The organism is Paraburkholderia sediminicola (assembly GCF_046027355.1).
Lineage (GTDB): Bacteria > Pseudomonadota > Gammaproteobacteria > Burkholderiales > Burkholderiaceae > Paraburkholderia > Paraburkholderia sediminicola_B.
In genome coordinates, this window is sequence record NZ_JAQQEK010000018.1 from 113,332 (window position 1) to 128,607 (window position 15,276).

Annotated in this window: 20 protein-coding genes and 1 tRNA gene; 7 read left to right on the top strand and 14 right to left on the bottom strand. The window is 58.0% G+C overall.

The window, feature by feature from the left end; all coding sequences use genetic code 11:
• Window positions 1-28 precede the first annotated feature (28 nt).
• From PQR42_RS27665 to PQR42_RS27685, 5 genes are all read right to left on the bottom strand, one after another.
• Window positions 29-205 carry a hypothetical protein gene (locus PQR42_RS27665; protein ID WP_408494030.1) on the bottom strand — a complete coding sequence of 59 codons (177 nt, stop codon included), beginning with the start codon at window positions 203-205 and terminating at the stop codon, window positions 29-31.
• A 32-nt stretch (window positions 206-237) separates the two neighbouring features.
• The gene (locus PQR42_RS27670; RefSeq protein ID WP_408494032.1) at window positions 238-801 is read right to left on the bottom strand and encodes a hypothetical protein; all 564 of its coding nucleotides are present in this window, start codon (window positions 799-801) and stop codon (window positions 238-240) included.
• An 11-nt stretch (window positions 802-812) separates the two neighbouring features.
• A complete protein-coding gene (locus PQR42_RS27675; RefSeq protein ID WP_408494034.1) occupies window positions 813-995 on the bottom strand; it encodes a hypothetical protein in 183 nt (60 codons plus the stop codon).
• Window positions 992-1,222, bottom strand: a complete 231-nt coding sequence (locus PQR42_RS27680) for a hypothetical protein (RefSeq protein WP_408494036.1) — start codon at window positions 1,220-1,222, stop codon at window positions 992-994. Before PQR42_RS27680 ends, PQR42_RS27675 begins: the two co-directional genes overlap by 4 nt.
• Before the next feature lie 78 nt (window positions 1,223-1,300).
• Window positions 1,301-1,927 (bottom strand): hypothetical protein, encoded by a 627-nt coding sequence (locus PQR42_RS27685; protein ID WP_408494038.1) that lies wholly within the window; start codon window positions 1,925-1,927, stop codon window positions 1,301-1,303.
• A gap of 140 nt (window positions 1,928-2,067) precedes the next feature.
• On the opposite strand from PQR42_RS27685, the gene PQR42_RS27690 reads away from it, so the two are divergent.
• From PQR42_RS27690 to PQR42_RS27705, 4 genes are all read left to right on the top strand, one after another.
• Window positions 2,068-3,465, top strand: a complete 1,398-nt coding sequence (locus PQR42_RS27690; RefSeq protein WP_408494040.1) for a hypothetical protein — start codon at window positions 2,068-2,070, stop codon at window positions 3,463-3,465.
• A complete protein-coding gene (locus PQR42_RS27695; protein WP_408494041.1) occupies window positions 3,462-3,674 on the top strand; it encodes a hypothetical protein in 213 nt (70 codons plus the stop codon). Before PQR42_RS27690 ends, PQR42_RS27695 begins: the two co-directional genes overlap by 4 nt.
• 339 nt (window positions 3,675-4,013) lie before the next feature.
• Complete coding sequence (locus tag PQR42_RS27700; protein ID WP_408494043.1) at window positions 4,014-4,325, top strand: hypothetical protein; 312 nt, start codon at window positions 4,014-4,016, stop codon at window positions 4,323-4,325.
• 193 nt (window positions 4,326-4,518) lie between these two features.
• On the top strand, window positions 4,519-4,821 hold the full coding sequence (locus PQR42_RS27705; protein WP_408494045.1) for a hypothetical protein: 303 nt from the start codon (window positions 4,519-4,521) through the stop codon (window positions 4,819-4,821).
• Here PQR42_RS27705 and PQR42_RS27710 read toward each other — a convergent pair.
• Window positions 4,808-5,227, bottom strand: a complete 420-nt coding sequence (locus PQR42_RS27710) for a hypothetical protein (protein ID WP_408494047.1) — start codon at window positions 5,225-5,227, stop codon at window positions 4,808-4,810. The genes PQR42_RS27705 and PQR42_RS27710 overlap by 14 nt on opposite strands.
• Before the next feature lie 300 nt (window positions 5,228-5,527).
• Here PQR42_RS27710 and PQR42_RS27715 point away from each other — a divergent pair, with 300 nt between their 5' ends.
• Window positions 5,528-5,785 (top strand): YfhL family 4Fe-4S dicluster ferredoxin, encoded by a 258-nt coding sequence (locus PQR42_RS27715; RefSeq protein WP_408494049.1) that lies wholly within the window; start codon window positions 5,528-5,530, stop codon window positions 5,783-5,785.
• Between the two features lie 74 nt (window positions 5,786-5,859).
• On the opposite strand, the gene hisC is transcribed toward PQR42_RS27715, so the two are convergent.
• The 8 genes from hisC to PQR42_RS27755 all read right to left on the bottom strand — a co-directional run bounded on the left by hisC (window position 5,860) and on the right by PQR42_RS27755 (window position 13,197).
• A complete protein-coding gene (gene hisC / locus PQR42_RS27720; protein ID WP_408389053.1) occupies window positions 5,860-6,939 on the bottom strand; it encodes a histidinol-phosphate transaminase in 1,080 nt (359 codons plus the stop codon).
• 154 nt (window positions 6,940-7,093) lie between these two features.
• Complete coding sequence (pth, locus tag PQR42_RS27725) at window positions 7,094-7,696, bottom strand: aminoacyl-tRNA hydrolase (protein ID WP_408213257.1); 603 nt, start codon at window positions 7,694-7,696, stop codon at window positions 7,094-7,096.
• Window positions 7,697-7,844: 148 nt separating this feature from the next.
• On the bottom strand, window positions 7,845-8,468 hold the full coding sequence (locus PQR42_RS27730; RefSeq protein WP_132376125.1) for a 50S ribosomal protein L25/general stress protein Ctc: 624 nt from the start codon (window positions 8,466-8,468) through the stop codon (window positions 7,845-7,847).
• A 163-nt stretch (window positions 8,469-8,631) separates the two neighbouring features.
• The gene (locus PQR42_RS27735; RefSeq protein ID WP_025597839.1) at window positions 8,632-9,588 is read right to left on the bottom strand and encodes a ribose-phosphate pyrophosphokinase; all 957 of its coding nucleotides are present in this window, start codon (window positions 9,586-9,588) and stop codon (window positions 8,632-8,634) included.
• Window positions 9,589-9,634: 46 nt separating this feature from the next.
• Window positions 9,635-9,711: transfer RNA gene (locus PQR42_RS27740), tRNA-Gln, on the bottom strand.
• A 52-nt stretch (window positions 9,712-9,763) separates the two neighbouring features.
• A complete protein-coding gene (gene ispE, locus PQR42_RS27745) occupies window positions 9,764-10,645 on the bottom strand; it encodes a 4-(cytidine 5'-diphospho)-2-C-methyl-D-erythritol kinase (protein ID WP_408389051.1) in 882 nt (293 codons plus the stop codon).
• A gap of 78 nt (window positions 10,646-10,723) precedes the next feature.
• Complete coding sequence (gene lolB, locus PQR42_RS27750; RefSeq protein ID WP_408389049.1) at window positions 10,724-11,356, bottom strand: lipoprotein insertase outer membrane protein LolB; 633 nt, start codon at window positions 11,354-11,356, stop codon at window positions 10,724-10,726.
• Entirely contained in the window at window positions 11,356-13,197 is a 1,842-nt protein-coding gene (locus PQR42_RS27755; RefSeq protein ID WP_408389047.1) for a tetratricopeptide repeat protein, read from the bottom strand. Before PQR42_RS27755 ends, lolB begins: the two co-directional genes overlap by 1 nt.
• Before the next feature lie 87 nt (window positions 13,198-13,284).
• Between PQR42_RS27755 and mutM the strand changes: the two genes are divergently transcribed.
• Together mutM and mutY are read left to right on the top strand one after the other, a co-directional pair.
• A complete protein-coding gene (gene mutM / locus PQR42_RS27760) occupies window positions 13,285-14,115 on the top strand; it encodes a bifunctional DNA-formamidopyrimidine glycosylase/DNA-(apurinic or apyrimidinic site) lyase (protein ID WP_012431652.1) in 831 nt (276 codons plus the stop codon).
• Window positions 14,116-14,122: 7 nt separating this feature from the next.
• Window positions 14,123-15,250, top strand: a complete 1,128-nt coding sequence (mutY, locus tag PQR42_RS27765; RefSeq protein WP_408389045.1) for an A/G-specific adenine glycosylase — start codon at window positions 14,123-14,125, stop codon at window positions 15,248-15,250.
• Window positions 15,251-15,276: the final 26 nt, after the last annotated feature.

A 15,276-nucleotide genomic window follows, 5' to 3' on the forward strand; every position in this document is an offset into this window, starting at 1 on the left:
TGCGGCCTTTTTGTTTGCTGCTGCGTGTTTAGTGCAGCACTTTGATCAGTGCGATCGTGATACCGAACACTGCTGACGCAAACGTAGCACCCCAGACAAAAGGCATCCACTGTCGCTCAGTGCGAAGCTTTGCTTGTTCTTCGATCAGCTTGGAGATCGTCGCCCGCTGCAACTCAAGGTCGGCCTCAAACTTGAGAATGTCCATTTGCTCCCTCACGGTGGTAGCTCCCTTATATGTTATAGCACAACCGTGGATGAACTTGCTGCTTGCGTCATCTCAGCAGCAGTGGGCCACTTCCAAGCTGTTTGCCGGGGATCGACAGCAGGTTGGGGCTTGGCAGCGGATTGAGCGACATACGTATCAACCTTGTTATCCGCGAGTGCTTGCTTGTAGCGTGCAAACAGCGCTTCGGACCAGCCTTCACCAAGCAATGCTGTTTGCTCCGATTCAGCTACTTCATCGTGTTTCAGGCGCTTTACGTCCGTACCTGCAAGCTTTTGGCCGTACAGCACAAGTGCAGCGTCCAGCGCACTGATCGGTTCCTGCTTAAAGCGGATAGCGCCTCCACGGCGACCGTAAAACTTCACAAGTACATCGCCGGTTAGCAAAATGCCCCACACTGAATCCTTTTTAGGCTTCGCATTGCCCTTGCCCTTGATGAACGCGTGACCAACTTTGAGTACTGTGAATTCTGGTTGCTGTGGAAGCTCCATTTGCTTTGCTAACTCAGCCATCTTTGCTTGTGCGCGGAGTTCGCGTTTCTTGATTGCGTCCGGGGTCATTGACAGTTCTTTGATCATTTCAGGTCTCCTTAGTAGCCAAGCAGGTTGCGTGCGTCTTGCAGCGTTGCGGGGATAACGTCAGAAATTACGTGTGCGTTTCCAAGAAAGTCGATTTCAACGGAAAAAACAGTTAGCGTGCGGTCGCTGTTGATCAGCGTTGGGTGCGGTCGATCGTGTGTGTCGATCCAGCGAGCGAGGTTGACGAGGTTCATAGCTGTTCCCTGCCATCTGTGTACTGGATGGTTTCGGTGAGTCGCAGTGCAGCGACTTTGGCGTACTCTGTTTTCCCGAACCAAATTACAAACTCACCGGGGTTTGCAGGGGAGCGCTGGACCTTACATTTCTTGCCAGCTTTGTGTGTGCGACCTGCACCAATGCCGATATATTTGCTATCGACTTGGACAAGCAGCTTTGCAGGACGGGGAATCTCGTAGGACACGTTTGGCACTCCTTTGTTGTTGGTATAACCAATGGTAAAACCATGGTTGCCACCATCAAGCGAAGAGTGACGCCGCCATCAGAAATTCGTTGTCTTTGCGAATGTTGGCTGAGAAATGGTCGTTGCCAAGTTTGCTGTGTCACTGGCAACAGACCAACCAAACGCTGCATTGGTGCCACTTGCTACAGAGTCGTAGTAGCTGTTCGTGTGGTTATCTTCTAGTAAGACTGTGATCGACATGCCGTTCGTTATTTTCTTCAACGTTACGGTGATGTAATTGGCCGTATATGCTGCTGTTGTCATGGCTACTGCATTCATGACAGCCGTACCTGCTGCTGTGTATGCAGAATATGCGAGCGAGGTCATTGAGCCATTACCACCTGCTTTTGTGCTACCACTACCACTGAAAACCATCGTTCCGAAGGCGGACAAGGTGCTATTCCAAGCGTTGTCTTGGGTCGTTGATGTTGTGGGATGCGCAAGCCTCAATGTCACATAACCACCAGTGTTAAAGAACGCTGATGCAGAGGCTTCTGAAGCCCATGTAAAGGACGCCACGCAAGTAATGCCCGTTGTGCCAGAACCCCATGCTGTAGCTCTGGTGATTGTTGTGTTGGTCGTTGGCGCGATAATAGTCTGGTTTGCAGCAGCAATCGTGAGCCGGTTTGTGCTGCATTGCGTTGCCAGAGTAGACAGCGTATTCACATCAGCAGCTTTGACTTGAACGGTCGTTGAGGTTGCTGGCACAGTTGGGACGCTACCGTAGATGTGACTATAACGGCAATCAGACAGCGTTCAATGCCGGTCACTTTGTTGGCAATACAGCGCTGTCAACAGCAGCAGCTATGGCAGCACCTGAAATCAAGGTTGCGCAGTCCGCACCTTGGTTGGCACGCGCTGCTGGTTTCATGGGTAATCAAGCAGTACAAGGTGGCACACAGGCAGCAGCTTCAACAGCATTGGACGGTGGTTCAGCTGGCGACATTGCAAAGGCAGCAGCATTAGGCGGTGCTACAAATATGGTGCTTGGTCCTGCTATGCACGGTGTAGCAAGCGCGACAAAGCCAGTTATCTCGCTGATGACAGGCACAGGCAAGAAGCTTGCAGCAGCAGATGCGGCAGCAGCTAACTCAGTTTCAGGAGCACCACTTTCTGATGCAGAGCAGGCAATGGCATCAAAGGTTGCGCAGAACATCAACTTAAACGGTGCAGATGCAAATACGGTAGCAGGAGAGTTGAAGGCAAACGCACAAAGCACAGTACCGGGCTATCAACGCACAGCAGCGGAAGCAACGCAGGATCCAACAGTTCAAGCGATTCAACAGGGCTTAGACAAGAGCGACAACAACGGCGGATTGGCAGCACGCGCCAACGCAAACTCTGATGCTAATACTCAGTTCTTGCGTGGTGCGTCAACTAGCGACGCCGATCTGCAAGCACAGAAAGATGCGTTCGCGCAGTCACAAGATGCACTTGCAGCAAAGGGCAACACTGAGCTTGGTGCTGTTACTCCGCAGCAGGATCAAGCGGTATTCAACACACCAGCAATGCAGAAGAACTTGGCGCGCGCCAATGTTGTTGCGCAGAACGAAGGCGATCCAGCAATCGCAAACGCGTTCAGCGAGCCAAACAACGACCTAGTTGCAGGTTGGAATGGTCTTGCAGGTAACGACGCAAAGACAGCGCTGTTGGAAGGTGAGCGCCACAACGTTACATCACCAATGTATCAAAACGTACTTGAGAATGCCGCGCCAATGCGTGTGCAAGGTGATCTGGAAGACTTGCTGAATACGCCAATCATGCAGAAGGCAGTTGATGCGGTCGGCGTAAACAAGGCAAACGCATTGAACGACGAGCCAGTTATCAAGAACGTGATGACCGGCAATAACACAGGCTATCAGGTGATTTCACCTGCTGACCTGCACATGGCGAAGATGTATTTGGACAACTACATGCAACGCATGGGTAATCCGTCCGACCTAGCATCAGCAGACAGATGGCAGCTTTCCAACTATGCAAGCATCCGCAACCGTCTAAACGGTATGCTGGAAAACAACGTTCATGGCTTTGCGGCTGTCAACAAGGAGTTTGCACAGCGATCCGACCAGATCGCGGAAAGCAAGTTCTTGACCGACCCACAAATGGTGAACGCGTTTGGCAAGCTCCTGCGGCAATGGCCCGTTCACCACGTGCTGGTAGAGGCGTCACGAATGCGATGCCAACTCCTGCACCGCTTCCAATGATGACGAATCCAGCGTCCTCGATCATGGCGATGCCGACAATGGGGACTTCTGCGTTGCCGACTTCGACGAGCAGCTATCAGACGCTTCTGAACAATATGCTTGCGAGCGAAAATTCGAACCCGATGAATGGTCTGGGCGGCGGCTCCAACTTTATGCCCGGTGCTGGCGGCACTATGAATCCTGGCATGATCATCCCCGGTATGTACTGATCGGTAAAACTTGCACGCATACGAAAATAACGCTGTAACTCGCTGATTTGAAACCACCTTTTTCCATCTCGGAAAAGGTGGTTTTTTATTTTAAAGTGATTATGTCGGGGAATAAAAATATTTTACGGAAAGGTGGTTTTCGTCGTTGACACTGATTATCCGCGTGATTAATAATCCGGTCATCGCTTCACGACGCAAGCGACGCCGATAGCAGCGGCAACCCCGATCTTTAAAAATTTAGCCGCGCAAGACTTAAGTCCCCGATCACGCTTTGAAGCGCTCGGGAAGTCCCCACACGGCTATAAAACATTACAATTATTTTCACTGAGGATTTAAAAAATGCAGGTACAGCTTTACAAGTGGTTCGAAGAAACCACAAACCAAAACCGATACGAAGTCGTAATGTTAGGACATAACAAGCGGAAATTAGCGAAATTCGCGCGGGCAGCTAAAGCGCAATTCGGCGACTCTAAGTACGTCAGTGTCAACTTCGGGCATATTGAGGTTCAGCGAACATTTATAGACCTAAAGACATTGAAGCTTGGGCCTTCGTGGCATGAGCAAAATTTTTACCGAGTCGAGGTCGATTTCTATATCAATGATCCTTCTGCGGCAGCAGCGGCAGTCAAGTTCAAGCTGACACATTTTTAAGTAACACCCGTAGTACCCCTGTATCCAGTCTTGGATACTTACAGCACATCAACCTTGGGATTTCAATCATGAAACACCCGCAAGCAGTAACACCGGATCGCTAGCAGAGCAGCGTGCCATATTGCCGTTTAAACGAGCGCCAATACGCCACGCTGTTCGCTAGCTCCTTCAACTCAAACTTCAAAGGAGCAGTATGAACACAGCACGATCACTAGAATGGAAATCTCTTCCCGGGGCGAATGTGTACTTTCCGTTCTGCGCGCAAACAGATAGCGAACAAATCGCGAAAGCTGCTTACACCGACGTCGTGGCGTGGGGCGACGATCAGCAATATGATAAGTCAGCAGGCATCGGTCGCTTTACGACCACTGAGGATTTACTCGATCTGAAGACTGGACAGTATGCGAATGGAACCGTCGTTTCGACGCTATACGCGGTGTATTTCTCGCTTAGAGATTCAGCAGCGGCTGTACAGTTCAAGCTTACATTCTGTTAGTGCGTCGGGTTTCAACCATCTTTTCAAACTGCGCGGGTTTCCGAGTCCATTTACTCTGGCTCGCGCTCATCTTATCCCGCGATGATTTGCTATGTGTCCGGCCAGTATTGGCTTGCGTAGCAGCGTCGCGAGTCTTCTGGCTTATTTTGCGCGGCTTTAGTTTGTTGCCAGTCCGCGCATTTTCAGCAACGGTGCAGCAGTAGATATTCCCAAGCTGATACGGACCGGTGTCGTTAAACCGCGCCATAACGTAGCAGTCTTTTGCTCGTCCGCGTTTGGGGTATTTGCCGGTTGCTTGCCACCAGTCGAACCATTCATCGAAAGTCAGGTTGAAGATAATGCTGCGCTGTTTGGCGTGGGATTTTTGGCTAGCGTATGCGCTGCGGTCTTTTTTGGTTATTGTCATTTTTGACCCTTATTATTTTTGTTATGGGGCCATAATACTGATGCAACGCTAGAATGTCGAAATTCACGTTTCGCTTGATGCCGTTCACCTGCCATGCTAGAAGATGGTTGCGCTGCGAGTGCAGCATGCGATAAGCGCTAGGTGTACAGTGTGTTTTGCACAACCTGGTGTGTTCGCAAGCTGTGCAAACGTGGTGCAACAGAGGTCGAGCATTTTGAGCGGATCGTCGGAAATCGTGACAAGTCACCGTCCGACAGACTTGGCTAAGTTGTTGAAAAGTAATGGAAAGTAGGTGGTAGAGTGGCGCTAATTATTACGTCTGAGTGCATCAATTGCGACGTATGCGAGCCCGAGTGCCCGAACGACGCAATTTCGATGGGCCCGGAAATCTATGTAATCGACCCGAAGAAATGTACCGAGTGCGTCGGGCATTTCGACGAGCCGCAGTGTATTCAGGTGTGCCCGGTCGAGTGTATTCCGCGCGACCCGGAGCATCTGGAGACGCCCGATGGTTTGATGGCGAAGTATCACGCGCTGCAGGCTGCGAAGGGCGCGTGAGGGACGAAGTCTAAAAAAAACGGCGAGGCTTTTTGGCCTCGCCGTTTTCTTTTGCGGCAACGTTTTGCGCCGTGCTAGCCGACGTACGCGCTGAAGATCTCGCGCAACGCGTCCAGCAGAATGTCGCATTCGGCGTCGGTGCCAACCGAGATACGCAGATGCTGATCGATGCGCGGCGCCTTGAAATGGCGCACGAAAATCTCCTTTTCCCTCAGTCGCAGCACGAGCGTTGCGGCGTCGTAGCCTTCGTGGCGAGCGAACAGCAGGTTCGCCGCCGACGGCACCACTTCGAAGCCCAACGCCGTCAGCCCCGAGGCCAGTCGCTCGCGGCTTGCAATGACCTTGGCGCAGGTGTCGCGAAACCACGCGTCGTCTTCGTATGCCGCCGCGGCCGCGACTTGCGCGAGGCGGTCCAGCGGATAGGAGTTGAAACTGTCCTTCACGCGATTCAGCGCGCCGATCAACTCCGGGTTGCCGAACGCGAAGCCGACGCGCATTCCAGCCAGCGAACGCGACTTCGACACGGTCTGAACGACCAGCAGATTCGGATAGCGGTCGATCAAACAGATGGCCGATTGGGCGCCGAAATCCACGTAGGCCTCGTCGATCACCACCACGGAATCGGGGTTGCCGGCCACCAGGCGCTCGATGTCGGCGAGCGGCAGCGGACGGCCGGTCGGCGCATTCGGGTTCGGGAACAGGATGCCGCCGTTCGGCGCCGCGTAATCGTCGACGTTGATCGTAAAGCTTTCGTCGAGCGGGATGGTCCGGTAGTCGACGTCGAAAAGCCGCGCATACGTCGGGTAGAAGCTGTAGGTGATGTCCGGGAACAGCAACGGCTTGTCGTGCTTGAGCAATGCCTGGAATGTGAGTGCAAGCACTTCGTCGGAGCCGTTGCCCGCGAAGACCTGCTCCGCGCGGATGCCGTGGTATGCGGCAACCGTTTCGCGGAGCTTTTGCGCCGTCGGATCGGGATAGCGCCGCAGCGAATCGGCCGTGTCGCCCAGTTCCTGCCGGATCGCCTCGAGCACGCGCGGCGACGGTGGATACGGATTCTCGTTGGTATTCAGCTTCACCGGATGTGCAACCGCGGGCTGTTCGCCCGGCACATACGGCGTCAGACGGTGGACGATGTCACTCCAATAGCGGCTCAATCAATTCTCCTGTGTCGATCGGAGTTAGCGCTTCAGCGCTTACTCCGGTCCCATGCAAGGCGGTCGATCGGAGTTAGCGCTTCAGCGCTTACTCCGATCCCATGCAGCATAGTTGCGCGAAGGCGGTACTGCATACACCTTCCAGCGGCGCAGCCTACGGATTGCGATGCAGTTGCATCATCGCGCGTTCCAGCTCGCCCTTAATGATTTGCGGCATGACGGCGAGCCCGCGCTCGATCGACGCATCGATCACGTCCTGCTCTTCCCGGCGCGGCGGTTTCAGCACGTAATTGGCGACGTCGGGCTTGGCGCCGGCGCGCGCACTCTCGGGAATCAGGTCTCGCGGATGGCCAATGCCGATCCGCAGCCGCCAATACTGCTGCGACGACAGATGCGCGGTGATGTCCTTGAGCCCATTATGGCCGCCGCTGCCGCCGCCGAGCTTCAGCTTGACGCTGCCGGGCGGCATATCAAGTTCGTCGTGCGCGACCAGGATTTCGTCGGGGAGAATCTTGAAGAACTGCGCAACTGCCACGACCGATTGCCCCGAGCGGTTCATATACGTCTGCGGTTCGAGCAGATGCACTTCCTCGCCGTGAAGCCGCGCTTTGGCATAGAAACCGTGGAAACGCCGCTCGTCGCGCAGCGTCGTGCCAGCTTCGCGCGCCAGTTGATCGACCAGCCAGAAGCCGGCGTTGTGGCGCGTCGCGGTGTATTCGGCGCCCGGATTGCCGAGGCCGACGATCAGCTTGATCATGATTGCGTAGGTCCATCTGGCCCGGAAGTCGAACGCAGCCGAGCCGAAAAAAACCGAAAAAAAACCCGCCGGGGCGAACCTCGGCGGGTCACATCGACCGTTTCATTGAAACGGATCGAGAGGATACTTGCTCAGTGCCTTGTGGCTCTTAAGCAGCCGGCGTTTCGCCTTCGCCTTCAGCAGCAGCGGCCTCGCCTTCAGCGATTGCGCCAGCCGGGATCGTTGCAGCTGCGACCACCGGGTTTTCTGCTTCGACGTGAGCAACCAGCGACACACCTGCCGGCAGCTTGATGTCCTTGGCGTGAACCGAGTGACCTGCTTCGATCGTCGCCAGATCAACTTCGAGGAATTCCGGCAGTGCCGACGGCAGGCACTCGATTTCGATTTCGTTGATGACGTGCGAGATCACCGCGCTCGACAGCTTCACTGCCGGGTTCGATTCCTGGTTCATGAAGTGCAGCGGCACCTTGGTGTGCAGCTTCTTCTTCGCGTCGACACGTTGGAAGTCCACGTGCAGCACGAGCTGACGGAACGGGTGGTATTGCACGTCGCGAAGCAGAACCTGTTGCGACTTGCCGGCCACTTCCAGATCGAGAATCGACGAGTGGAAAACTTCTTTCTTCAGCGCGTGCCACAGCGCGTTGTGGTCCAGTTCGACCAATTGCGTTTCAGCACCAGCGCCATATACGATGCCCGGGGTCTTGCCCGAGTTACGCAGGCGGCGGCTCGCACCCGTACCTTGCAAAGAACGCTCGAAAGCGACTACTTTCATTTTGAATCTCCAATGCACTGCCCGCGACCAGGCAGTAAAAACGGGGCCTCCAAGCCAGATGGCTGAGGCCCCAGAGCTGCGGCACGAACCTTCGTTCGTTCATGCCGATTGTGCAAAAGCGCAGTGTGCCGCGTGAAGCGGCGCGCTGCGCCTTCGCAAATGCTTAACTTTCAGCGAACAGCGACATCACCGAATCGCCGCGGCGAATCCGCGAGAACGTTTCGGCAAGCAGGCCGGCGCTGGTCAACGAACGGATCTTTGCGCACGAGCGGGCTTCGTCACCGAGCGGGATCGTGTCCGTCACAACGAGTTCGTCGAGTGCGGAAGCGGCGATACGCTCGCCTGCGCCGCCCGACAGAACCGGGTGCGTAGCGTAAGCGAATACCTGCTTCGCGCCACGTTCCTTCAAAACCTGTGCTGCCTTGCAGAGCGTGCCGGCGGTGTCGACCATGTCGTCCATGATCACGCAGGTACGGCCTTCGACTTCACCGATGATGTTCATCACTTCGGCAACGTTCGCCTTCGGGCGGCGTTTGTCGATGATCGCGAGATCGCAATTCAGTTGCTTGGCCAGAGCCCGGGCACGCACCACGCCGCCGACGTCCGGCGAAACGACCAGCAGGTTCTCGTAGTTCTGCTTGCGCAGATCGCCGAGCAACACGGGCGTCGCGTAGATGTTGTCGACCGGGATGTCGAAGAAGCCTTGAATCTGGTCGGCGTGCAGATCCATTGTAATGATCCGCTCGACGCCGGCGATTTCCAGCATGTTCGCCACGATCTTCGCCGAGATGGCGACACGCGCGGAACGCGGGCGACGATCTTGACGGGCATAACCGAAGTAGGGGATGGCTGCGGTGATCCGGCCGGCGGATGCGCGCTTGAGCGCATCGACCATGATCATCAGTTCCATCAGATTGTCGTTCGCCGGTGCGCACGTGGACTGCAGGACGAAGACATCCTTGCCACGCACGTTTTCCTGAATCTCGACCTGGATTTCACCGTCCGAGAAACGGCTAACCATTGCTTTGCCGAGGGGAATACCGAGGATTTTGACGACTTCCTGTGCAAGCGCGGGATTTGCGTTGCCAGTAAAAACCATCAGGCCGTCATGGCTGCTCATCGTGCACCTACTTCAGGCTGGGGGCGAGGGGAAATGCGAGAAATTTTGGCAGGGGAGAAAGGATTCGAACCTTTGCATGCCGGAATCAAAATCCGGTGCCTTAACCAGCTTGGCGACTCCCCTACACTAACTCTGAGCTCCGCCGAACGTGGAGTTTCGTTCGACGACGCAAAACTTATGACGCGAAAGTAAAGAGTGGATGCTGATCGAGACTTGCGGCCACTGCGCTGTTCCATTCGGCTGGTAGTTTGGCTTGCACCGCTTCTGCTTCAGCTTTACTAAGGAACGCTGCAAAAACACTTGCACCTGATCCAGACATCCGCGCTGGCGCGACGTTTTCAAACCATCGCAACACTTGCGCTACTTCCGTGTACTTTCCGACGACAACCTGCTGCATGTCATTCCGGCCAAAACTTTCTGGCCATTCAGTGTTGCAGCTAAGTTCTGCAGGAAAGTCCGTAATTGTGAGGGGTTTTGAATCTCTTGTCAACGCTTTTTCAGAGAAAATCGCTGCAGTCGGAACATGAACCCTCGGCGTCACTACTAGGAAATGGCGCGGCGGCAATTGTACAACGTCCAAAGCTTCTCCGACACCCTGGGCGAACGCATTTTTTCCGAACACAAAAAATGGCACATCCGCGCCGAGTTTCAACGCCAGCGCCTGCAATTCGAGGCGCGGCAAGTTGAGCTTCCACAGACGGTTCAGTGCTAGCAGTGTCGTCGCTGCATCAGAGCTGCCGCCGCCGAGGCCGGCGCCCATCGGCAGACGCTTGTCGATTTCAATATCGACGCCTTCAGGCGAGCCCGTATGCGTTTTGAGCAGCGTCGCGGCGCGCACGGTCAGGTCATGTTCCGGCGGCACGTCGGCGATCTCGGTGCTGCGCGTGATGAGCCCGTCGTCGCGTCGCGTGAAGTGCAGCGTGTCGCCCCAGTCGAGCAACTGGAAGACCGTTTGCAGCGTGTGATAGCCATCCGGCCGACGGCCGGTAATGTGCAGGAAGAGGTTGAGTTTCGCTGGCGCGAGGCAGTCGCGCAGCGAATCGGTCGTTTCAATCATGAGTCGAGGCTACATGCGCCAGATGGCGCCGAAGAAGCGGCAAGGTCGCGCGCGAAAAAGTGCGTGAAGCGGCGCGGGTTACTGATCCAGCACGAGCTTGATGTCGAGCGGCGGTTCCGAGCGGCTCAGGTTGACGCGCTTCACGCCGGTGGCCGGCGCGTCGGCATAAGCCAGATAGTCGATCGTCCAGCCGTCCTGCGTGATCTGCTTGAGCCGCGACGGTTGCTCCGGATCCTTCTCGGTCTTGGCGCGCGAAGTGGGCGCCGGCGACGGTTGCAGCCAATAACGCAGCCCTTCGACTGGCAGCGCGAAGCCGAGCGCATTCTGCATCAGCGTGGAGACGTTATCCGCGGTGAGCGGCTGGCGATTCGGCAGTTCCAGCGTGGCCGAAGCCGGCGACGACGTCACCACCGCCAGCGTCTGGCCGAGCGGATTGCGCAACTGCAGGGTCACGGTGTCGCCAGTTTCCTGCCACGTGAAGTTGCCGTACGCGTTGCGCTGCTGGCCGTTCTGATCGTTGTACTGGACCGCGAAACGGCCCTGGTAAGCACGGCTCGTCTGCGCGGTGACGGAGGTTGCGGCATTCGACGTGGACGGCCCTTGCGGTTTGACTGATGCACAACCGGCCAATGCGACGACCGCTGCCGCGGCGAATCCGAGCGCCGCGCCACGCGGCGCTCGGGGAAAGGAAATCAGACGGGAAAGACGCATCAAAGATCGTTCACCTGAAGACGTTGGAGCGTTTTGACAAGCGTGTCGTTGTCCGGTTCGAGCTTGCGCGCATCGCGGAAAGCGGCGCGTGCCTGATCCTGATTGCCGGTTTTCCACAACACTTCGCCGAGGTGCGCGCCGATTTCGGCGTTCGGCTGCATGTCGTACGCTTTGCGCAGCAGCTTGATCGCGTCCGACGTATCGCCCATCCGGTATTTGACCCAGCCGACGCTGTCCATGATGAACGCGTCGTTCGGCGCCAATGAGGATGCCTTCTCGACCAGCTTGTCCGCTTCGGCGAGGCGCTGATTGCGATCGGCCAGCGAGTAGCCGAGCGCGTTATACGCTTGCGGGTTGTCAGGCTGCGTCTGGATCAGCTTGCGCAACTGCGCTTCCATGACGTCGTAATGGCCGGTTTTTTCGGCGGACATTGCGTAGTCGTAGGTCAGATCGGGGTCGTCGGGGAACTGCGCCGTGGCTTGCTGCAGACGTGTTTCCGCCTCCGGGTAGCGCTTCGCGTCGAACAGGATCGCCGCGTCGGTGCGAGCGATCAGCGCCTGGTCGCGCGGGTCCGGCGCCGGCAGGTTAGCCAGCAGCTTGCGCGCGTCGTCGGTCTTGCCCTGCTTGGCGAGCAATTGCGCGCGTGTGATCTGCGCCGGCACATATTGCTGGCTCGACGGCGAGATCTTGTTCAGCCAGTCGCTCGCGGCCGCTTCGTTCTTCTGTTCGAGCGACAACTGCGCAAGGTAGATATACGCCTGGCCCGGATCGGCGCCCGGCGTTTTTTCGGCTTGCTGGGCGTACTGGGTCAAGTACGTTTGCGCGTCGTTGAAATTCTTCTGCTGGATCTTGATCAGCGCGAGCGCCATGAGCGGCGTCAGTTCGCTCGCGTTGTTCTTGTGCATGATCTCGAACTGCTTCTGCGCGTCGTCCAGACGGTCGCTCGCGAGATACATCTGCGCGAGCGCGAGACGCGCGTCATGCGATTTCGGATTCTGCTGCACGTACTTTTCGAGCGAGGCGATGCCTTCCTTGCGCTCTTCCGGGCCCATTTGCGACAGCATCAGCGCCGCCGGCAAATAGTCGGGCTTGAGCGTGAGAGCCTGTTCGAGCGACTTGCGTGCGCCCGGCGCGTCGTCCGACACGAGCTGCTGGCGTGCGATCGCCAGTTGCGCTTCGGGCCGGTTCAGGTCGTTCTTGAGCAGATCCTGCAGCACGTGCAGGCCGCCGATCCGGTTCGGGCCGCGCGAGATCAACAGCTGCAGCGCCAGAATCGCGCTGCCGCGATTGTCGGCGGGCACCCGTGCGAGTTCGCGGGCGAGGATCGGCGAAGCGTCGTCAGGTTTGCCGGACAGTACGAGCAGCGACGCGTCGAGTTGCGCGGCGCGTTCCGAGTTTGGCGCATACTGCTGCCACAATTGAGCGGCGGCCAAAGCGTCCGACGGGCTCTGCGCGGCCAGCGCGATCTCGGTGGCGCGCTGCGCCATGCGGGGATCGTGCGTATCGCGCGCGAGGGCGAGGTAGGTCTGATAGGCGGGCGCCGGTTGGTCGCGCTGCAACGCGACTTCGGCGGCGAGTACCTGGAATACGATCTGGCTCGACAGCGGCACGCCGGGCAGGGACTTCTGGTCTTCCGCCGAGGCCGGGCCGAGCGGGTCCGGCAGGGTGACCGAGGTGTCGTCCGAGTCCGGCGATGGGTCCTGCGCGTGGGCGGGCACGGCAGCCAGCGCCCAGACGGCGAGCGCTGCCGCACCGAGCATCCGGCGAGCGGACACGGCGTGCGGTACGCGGAATGCGCTAGCCGGGCGCTTCAAAAACAGCTTCACGAAGGACAAGTTCATGGAAATCCGTTCAATGTTTCGGACGATTGTAACGCGCTCGCTACAATACGCGCACAACCACTCACGCAAGTTGCAGACCAGTTAGACATGCCAGAGTTGCCAGAAGTTGAGGTTACCCGACGGGGAATCGAACCGTATGTGTCCGGGCGCAAGGTTGAACGCGTCGATGTGCGTACGCCCGCATTGCGCTGGCCGATTCCGGCCGACCTTGCGAAAACCTTGCGCGGGCACGTCGTGCGCAAGGTCGAGCGGCGCGGCAAGTATCTGTTGTTCGAGATCGACGCGGGCTGGTTCATCGTGCATCTTGGCATGACTGGGACGCTGCGGGTGCTGCGTCATGTGCCGCATCCGCCGGCCGCGGCGAAACACGATCACATCGACTGGATTTTCGACGAGTTCATTTTGCGCTATCGCGATCCGCGGCGCTTCGGCGCGGTGCTGTGGCATCCGCGCGAAGCCGGCGACGTGCTCGAACATCCCTTGCTCGCGAGCCTTGGCGTCGAACCGTTTTCGCCTGCGTTCTCCGGCGCATTGATGCACCGGCTCACGCGTGGGCGCAAAGTCTCGGTGAAGCAGGCGCTGCTGGCCGGTGAAATCGTGGTCGGCGTGGGCAATATCTACGCATCGGAGAGCCTGTTTCGCGCCGGCATCCGGCCGACTACCGCGGCGGGGCGCGTCTCGCTCGTGCGCTACGAACTGCTGGCGGACGCCGTGCGCGTGACGCTCGCCGCCGCGATCGAGAAGGGCGGCAGCACGCTGCGCGATTTCGTCGGCAGCAATGGCGAAAGCGGTTACTTCCAGCTCGACTATTTCGTCTATGATCGCGCCGGGCTGCCATGCCGCGTGTGTGGAACGCCGATCAAACAGATCGTGCAGGGGCAGCGTTCTACGTATTTCTGTCCCACCTGCCAGCGCTAAATCGTCAATGCCTTCTCGCTTAACTCCGCGTTCCACCTCGTCCGCCGCGCCTCAAGCGCCTGCTTTTCCGGTCATGTCTAATTTTTCCACGCGTCTGATCACGTGGCAGCGTCAGCATGGCCGGCATGATTTGCCGTGGCAGAACACGCGTGATCCTTATCGCATCTGGTTGTCGGAAATCATGCTGCAGCAGACGCAGGTGTCGACGGTGATTCCGTATTACGCGAAATTTCTCGCGCGCTTTCCGACCGTCGCCGCGCTTGCCGCCGCGCCGTCCGACGATGTGATGGCGTTGTGGGCCGGCCTTGGCTATTACACGCGTGCTCGCAATCTGCATCGCTGCGCGCAAGTCGTGGTCGAGCAGCATGGCGGCGCGTTTCCGGCATCGGTCGAGGAGCTGGCGGAGTTGCCGGGCATCGGCCGGTCGACGGCGGCGGCGATCGCGTCCTTCGCGTTCGGCGCGCGCGCGACGATTCTCGACGGCAATGTGAAGCGCGTGCTGGCGCGCGTGTTCGGCGTCGAAGGTTTCCCGGGCGAAAAGAAAGTCGAAAACGCGATGTGGACGTTGGCCGAGTCGCTGCTTCCGTCGAACGCATCGGATGCCGACGTCAGCGCGTACACGCAAGGCTTGATGGATCTCGGCGCGACCCTGTGCGTGCGCGGTAAGCCGGATTGCCTGCGCTGCCCGTTCGCAGCCGACTGCGTCGCCAACGTGACGGGACGTCAGCGCTTGCTGCCCACGGCGCGTCCGAAGAAGACCGTGCCGACGCGCCGCACGTGGATGCTGGTGCTGCGCGACGGCAACGCGGTGATGCTGGAGAAGCGCCCGCCGTCGGGTATCTGGGGCGGCTTGTGGAGCTTGCCCGAAGCCGCCGACGAAGCTGCGCTCGCCGACCGCGCGCGTGCTTTCGGCGGCGACGGTGCGGTCTCGCCGCTTGCGCCGCTCACGCATGTGTTCACGCATTTCAAACTGGACATCGAGCCGCGGCTCGCGGAACTGGATCGTGGCGTGGGCGTCTTGGCCGCTTTGGGCGACGCCGACACCGCGTGGGTCACGCTCAGCGAGCTCGATTCGTTCGGTGTGCCCGCGCCGGTGCGCAAACTGCTGGAAGGTTTGCAGGGCTCGCTGATCTGATCAATCGGGCGGCCGCGCGGCCGCTG

Excerpts from the sequence above, each read along its gene's own strand:
- PQR42_RS27730 (WP_132376125.1), bottom strand. The coding sequence starts at position 8,468 with ATGAAAGTAGTCGCTTTCGAGCGTTCTTTGCAAGGTACGGGTGCGAGC.
- PQR42_RS27735 (WP_025597839.1), bottom strand. The coding sequence starts at position 9,588 with ATGAGCAGCCATGACGGCCTGATGGTTTTTACTGGCAACGCAAATCCC.
- PQR42_RS27755 (WP_408389047.1), bottom strand. The coding sequence starts at position 13,197 with ATGAACTTGTCCTTCGTGAAGCTGTTTTTGAAGCGCCCGGCTAGCGCA.
- lolB (WP_408389049.1), bottom strand. The coding sequence starts at position 11,356 with ATGCGTCTTTCCCGTCTGATTTCCTTTCCCCGAGCGCCGCGTGGCGCG.
- mutM (WP_012431652.1), top strand. The coding sequence starts at position 13,285 with ATGCCAGAGTTGCCAGAAGTTGAGGTTACCCGACGGGGAATCGAACCG.
- ispE (WP_408389051.1), bottom strand. The coding sequence starts at position 10,645 with ATGATTGAAACGACCGATTCGCTGCGCGACTGCCTCGCGCCAGCGAAA.
- PQR42_RS27675 (WP_408494034.1), bottom strand. The coding sequence starts at position 995 with ATGAACCTCGTCAACCTCGCTCGCTGGATCGACACACACGATCGACCG.
- PQR42_RS27670 (WP_408494032.1), bottom strand. The coding sequence starts at position 801 with ATGATCAAAGAACTGTCAATGACCCCGGACGCAATCAAGAAACGCGAA.
- mutY (WP_408389045.1), top strand. The coding sequence starts at position 14,123 with ATGCCTTCTCGCTTAACTCCGCGTTCCACCTCGTCCGCCGCGCCTCAA.
- PQR42_RS27700 (WP_408494043.1), top strand. The coding sequence starts at position 4,014 with ATGCAGGTACAGCTTTACAAGTGGTTCGAAGAAACCACAAACCAAAAC.
- PQR42_RS27710 (WP_408494047.1), bottom strand. The coding sequence starts at position 5,227 with ATGACAATAACCAAAAAAGACCGCAGCGCATACGCTAGCCAAAAATCC.
- PQR42_RS27695 (WP_408494041.1), top strand. The coding sequence starts at position 3,462 with ATGATGACGAATCCAGCGTCCTCGATCATGGCGATGCCGACAATGGGG.
- pth (WP_408213257.1), bottom strand. The coding sequence starts at position 7,696 with ATGATCAAGCTGATCGTCGGCCTCGGCAATCCGGGCGCCGAATACACC.
- PQR42_RS27705 (WP_408494045.1), top strand. The coding sequence starts at position 4,519 with ATGAACACAGCACGATCACTAGAATGGAAATCTCTTCCCGGGGCGAAT.
- PQR42_RS27690 (WP_408494040.1), top strand. The coding sequence starts at position 2,068 with ATGGCAGCACCTGAAATCAAGGTTGCGCAGTCCGCACCTTGGTTGGCA.
- PQR42_RS27665 (WP_408494030.1), bottom strand. The coding sequence starts at position 205 with ATGGACATTCTCAAGTTTGAGGCCGACCTTGAGTTGCAGCGGGCGACG.